4 protein-coding genes are annotated in these 4,290 nt (G+C 61.2%); 2 read left to right on the forward strand and 2 right to left on the reverse strand.

Going from position 1 to position 4,290, the window contains the following annotated elements:
- Positions 1–254 precede the first annotated feature (254 nt).
- On the reverse strand, positions 255–1,331 hold the full coding sequence (locus WBF74_RS02715) for an MBL fold metallo-hydrolase (RefSeq protein WP_424434800.1): 1,077 nt from the start codon (positions 1,329–1,331) through the stop codon (positions 255–257).
- A 68-nt stretch (positions 1,332–1,399) separates the two neighbouring features.
- Positions 1,400–1,984: an ankyrin repeat domain-containing protein gene (locus WBF74_RS02720; protein WP_424434803.1), complete on the reverse strand. Its 585-nt coding sequence runs from the start codon at positions 1,982–1,984 to the stop codon at positions 1,400–1,402.
- A gap of 214 nt (positions 1,985–2,198) precedes the next feature.
- On the opposite strand from WBF74_RS02720, the gene WBF74_RS02725 reads away from it, so the two are divergent.
- Both WBF74_RS02725 and WBF74_RS02730 read left to right on the forward strand, forming a co-directional pair.
- The gene (locus WBF74_RS02725) at positions 2,199–2,813 is read left to right on the forward strand and encodes an SCO family protein (protein WP_424434806.1); all 615 of its coding nucleotides are present in this window, start codon (positions 2,199–2,201) and stop codon (positions 2,811–2,813) included.
- Positions 2,814–3,074: 261 nt separating this feature from the next.
- On the forward strand, positions 3,075–4,290 hold a 1,216-nt coding region (locus tag WBF74_RS02730; protein WP_424434809.1), incomplete at its 3' end, for a 2-isopropylmalate synthase.

The raw sequence follows: 4,290 nt of genomic DNA on the forward strand, positions 1-4,290 counted from the left end.
CGAGGGCGAAATGCACAATCAGCACCGCCGCAAGCTGCCCCGCAATCGCAAGCCAGCGCAGGATGACGAGCGTCTGAAGCCGCACCCGCCCGCTCGGATCGCTCGGCATGATGCGGCCTGCAAGGAAGTTTCGTTTCAGCCAGCGCATGGCGAAGCGGTCATCAATCGTGTGCATGGATATCTCCGCGCCCATACCGGTTTTCGGGTGGCAGTCTAGTGCCTCGCGGGCGATGCGTCATGTGAAGCCACAAGCATCAGGCGTTGGAGGGCCAGCCTGTCGCGAGCGGGCGCGTCTCGCCGATCCGCATGATCCAGCAGTCCTCGGGGCGGTAGCCCATTTCATCCGCCGCCTTGAGGAAGCGTTCCGGCGGTTCGAAAGGCGGCTCAATGGTGAGAAGCACTGTGCCCCAATGCATGCCGACCACACGGCGCGCCTTGAGGTCGAGCCCCATCTGCACCGCTTCTTCCGGCGTTGCATGGGAGGCCTTCATCATCACGCGCGGCTCATAGGCGCCGATGCCGAGCAGCGCCGTGTCGAAGGGACCATAGGCCTCGCCGATCTCGCGAAAGATCGGGCCATAGCCGGAATCGCCGCCAAAGAAGAGGTGATGGCTTTCGCTTTTCACGGCAAAGCCTGCCCAGAGCGTGCGGTTGGTATCAAAGCCGGTGCGGCGTGACCAGTGGACCACCGGCAGCGCGGTGATCGAGACACCGCGCACCTCATGACGCTCATGCCAGTCGAGTTCGATCACATTGGGAAAGCCGCGCTCGCGGAAGAAGCTGCCAAGCCGAAGCGGCACCACCACCGTCATATGCGACTTGCCCGGCAGCCGCGCCAGCGCGCGCTCATCCAGATGGTCGTAGTGATTGTGGCTGATGGCGAGAACATCGATTCGGGGCAGGGCGGAAATCGGTACGCCCGACTTCACGAAGCGGCGCGGCCCGAGGCCTGCCGGCCCGGCATAGGTGGTGAGATAGGGATCCGTCAGAACGGTGAGGCCGCCAATCCGAATGAGAAAGGAGGCATGGCCGAGCCAGGTGAGAAAATCCTCGCCCTTCTCCGTATGGGCCGCGAGATCGCGCACGGCCTGGGCACGCGGTACGACATGGCCTTCCGGTATCTCGACCTTGCGGGTACCCATCTTGAGCATTTCGAGGAAGAAAGGCCCGGCATGGCGCATCCGCCCCTGACCACGGCTCGGGCACCCCTTGGGGTTGCGGAATGTCCCGTCCGGCAGATGGTGCCACGGCTTTCCGGCCATGGGTTCTGCCTCGCTGTCTTCCGGTTCGGCATCGACCGCACGACCGGCCCGTCCTTTACGATCAGTCATTACTACCCGGGTTCAGGATACATATCCTCAATAGATAGGGTTTCCCGGCATCTGAGCAAGAAGCCTTGTCAATAGGTTCCGGCGGCACGCAGCATGTCGGCGATTTCGCGGAAATGGTTTTCCTCCGCAAGATCGAGCGCGGAACGGCCCGTCATATCGGTTTCATGCACGTCCACGCCATGCCGGATCAGCGTTTCCACAAGGGCGACATGGCGCGCGCGGGTGGCAATCAGAAGCGGCAGGTCGCGATTGGCGCCCGACCTGTTCGGGTCTGCACCTGCCGTGAGCAGGACATCCGCTATATCGGCCCTTCCGAGGATCGACACAACGCTGAGCGGCGTCGAGCCGTCCGGCGCGCGGCGGTTCGGGTCCGCGCCATATTCGAGCAGGAGCTTCACCGTTGAAAGATGACCGTTTCCGGCAGCGAGGACGAGCATGGGAATGCGGTCGCGGCCGGAGTCATTGGGCGATACGCCCTTGATGAGGGCTGCCTTCAGCGCCTCGTCATTTCCCGTGCGCGCGGCGTGAACCGTTTCATTGTCGATGATGTAGTTGCTCGGCCCGCCCGGCTGCATCGCCACCACGGGCGCTGCAAGGCAAAGTGAAAGGGCGAGACATGCCCCCGCCGCCAGCGCGCGGCGGCAGCGTGTCATTTTGCCGCCGGGATGGAATCTCGAATGCCCAAACATTGGTCTCAACGCTCATTTGACGATAGACAGAAGGTGAACCGATGCCCCGCCCGGTTCCGTGTGGGCCATTATAAACGATCGCGCCGGGCAGGTATTCCTTTAACCTCCGCAAAGAATGGCGGGAAGCAGGCAAGCTGCTACAAAAGCCCCGAAACATCGGACTCAAGGGAGAGAAAGCATGACGCGGAACGGCAAGATCGCTCTTGTGCTGGGCATCATCGTGGCGATCGTGGTGGGCGTGCTGCTTTCCGAACTGGTGATCGACAGCACGGAAAGCCGCAATCCGGGTGGCAGTTCACCTGCTGCGGCCAGCGTTGGCGGGCCTTTCAGCCTTGTCACCCATGAAGGAAAGGCCGTTACCGAAGCGGATTTCCGAGGCCGCTACATGCTGCTCTATTTCGGCTTCACCTTCTGCCCGGATGTCTGCCCGACCGAACTTGGCGCCATGTCGGCGGCACTGAACCTTCTGGGCGAGGACGGCGCGAAAGTGACGCCTGTTCTCATCACCATCGATCCCGAGCGCGACACGCCGGAAGTGCTTGCACGCTACGTGAAGCTCTTCCATCCCCGCCTTGTCGGCCTGACGGGTACGGCAGAACAGATCGCGGCGGCGGCAAAGGGCTGGCATGTCTATTATCGCAAGGTGGAGGACGAAACCTCCTCTGCCGATTACACGATGGATCATTCTTCCATCGTTTTTCTGATGGGGCCGGACGGGGAATATCTGAAGCTCTTCCGCCCGATGACAACGCCGGAAGAAATGGCCGCCACCATTCGCCTGTATCTCGAATAGGTCAGTAATACTGCGGTTTTTCGCGGATTTCTGCGCCTTGACGGGCGAGGTCCGCGCTCCTATTTTACCAAGTATGGAATGGAACCGTTACATCGCTTCCGGCCTCGGCCTTGACCTCGCGCTCCTTCGGGGCGCGCTTCTCTGCGCCTGAGCGCAGAAAACATTCCCCTTTCCGACATTTTCCGACTAATTCTTGCGCCCGTGTCAGCGCCGTAAGGCTGCCGTGCGGGCCGACCCCCGCGAAATTGCGAGATCACGTCCATGTTGAAAGATCCTTCCGTCAAATATCGGCCCTTCCCGCCGGTGCAACTGAACGACCGGCAATGGCCGAACCGCACCATTACCAAGCCGCCGATCTGGATGAGCACCGACCTTCGCGACGGCAATCAGGCGCTTTTCGAGCCGATGAATGCGGAGCGGAAACTGCGCATGTTCCAGATGCTGGTGAAGATCGGCTTCAAGGAAATTGAAGCGGGCTTCCCTTCGGCCTCGGACACTGATTTCAACTTCATCCGCGAACTCATCGAAGGCGGCCATACACCGGATGATGTGAAGATCGAAGTGCTGACACAGGCGCGGCCCGAACTCATCACCCGCACGATGGAAAGCCTGCGCGGCGCGAAGAACGCCATTGTCCATGTCTATAACGCGACCGCGCCGAATTTCCGCGAAGTCGTGTTTGGACAGGGCAAGCAGGGCGTGAAGGCGATTGCCACGGAAAGCGCGCACCTGATCCGCGAGATTGCGGAAACGATGCCGGAGACGAACTGGACCTTCCAGTACAGCCCCGAAGTCTTTTCGGGCACGGAACTCGACTTCGCCAAGGAAGTGGTCGATGCGGTCACGCAGGTCTGGGATGCCGGGCCTGAGCGGAAGGTCGTCATCAACCTGCCTGCCACCGTGGAAATGGCGACGCCGAATGTCTATGCCGATCAGGTGGAATGGATGCACCGCAATCTCGAGCGGCGCGACGGCATCATTCTCTCCGTTCACCCGCATAATGACCGTGGCACGGCGGTGGCCGCTGCCGAACTGGCGGTAATGGCGGGTGCGGACCGCGTGGAAGGCTGTCTCTTCGGCAATGGCGAGCGCACGGGCAATGTCGATCTCGTGACGCTGGCGCTCAATCTCTATAGCCAGGGCATCCATCCCGGCCTCGACTTCTCGCAGATCAACGAGATCGCGCGCACGGCTGAATATTGCACGCAACTGCCGATCCATCCGCGCCATCCCTATGTGGGTGATCTGGTTTTCACGGCGTTTTCCGGTTCGCATCAGGATGCGATCAAGAAGGGCTTTGCCGCCTACAAGCCGGGCGATATCTGGGAAGTGCCCTATCTGCCGGTTGATCCGAAGGATCTGGGCCGCACCTATGAGTCGATCATTCGCGTGAACAGCCAGTCCGGCAAGGGCGGTGTCTCCTATCTTCTCGAAACGGAGTATGACCTCCGCCTGCCGCGACGCCTGCAGGTAGAGT

Source organism: Parvibaculum sp. (assembly GCF_049672805.1).
Lineage (GTDB): Bacteria > Pseudomonadota > Alphaproteobacteria > Parvibaculales > Parvibaculaceae > Parvibaculum.

Bases quoted from the DNA above. Each gene is read 5' to 3' on its own strand.
- WBF74_RS02725 (WP_424434806.1), top strand. From the start codon at position 2,199: ATGACGCGGAACGGCAAGATCGCTCTTGTGCTGGGCATCATCGTGGCG.
- WBF74_RS02715 (WP_424434800.1), bottom strand. From the start codon at position 1,331: ATGACTGATCGTAAAGGACGGGCCGGTCGTGCGGTCGATGCCGAACCG.
- WBF74_RS02720 (WP_424434803.1), bottom strand. From the start codon at position 1,984: ATGACACGCTGCCGCCGCGCGCTGGCGGCGGGGGCATGTCTCGCCCTT.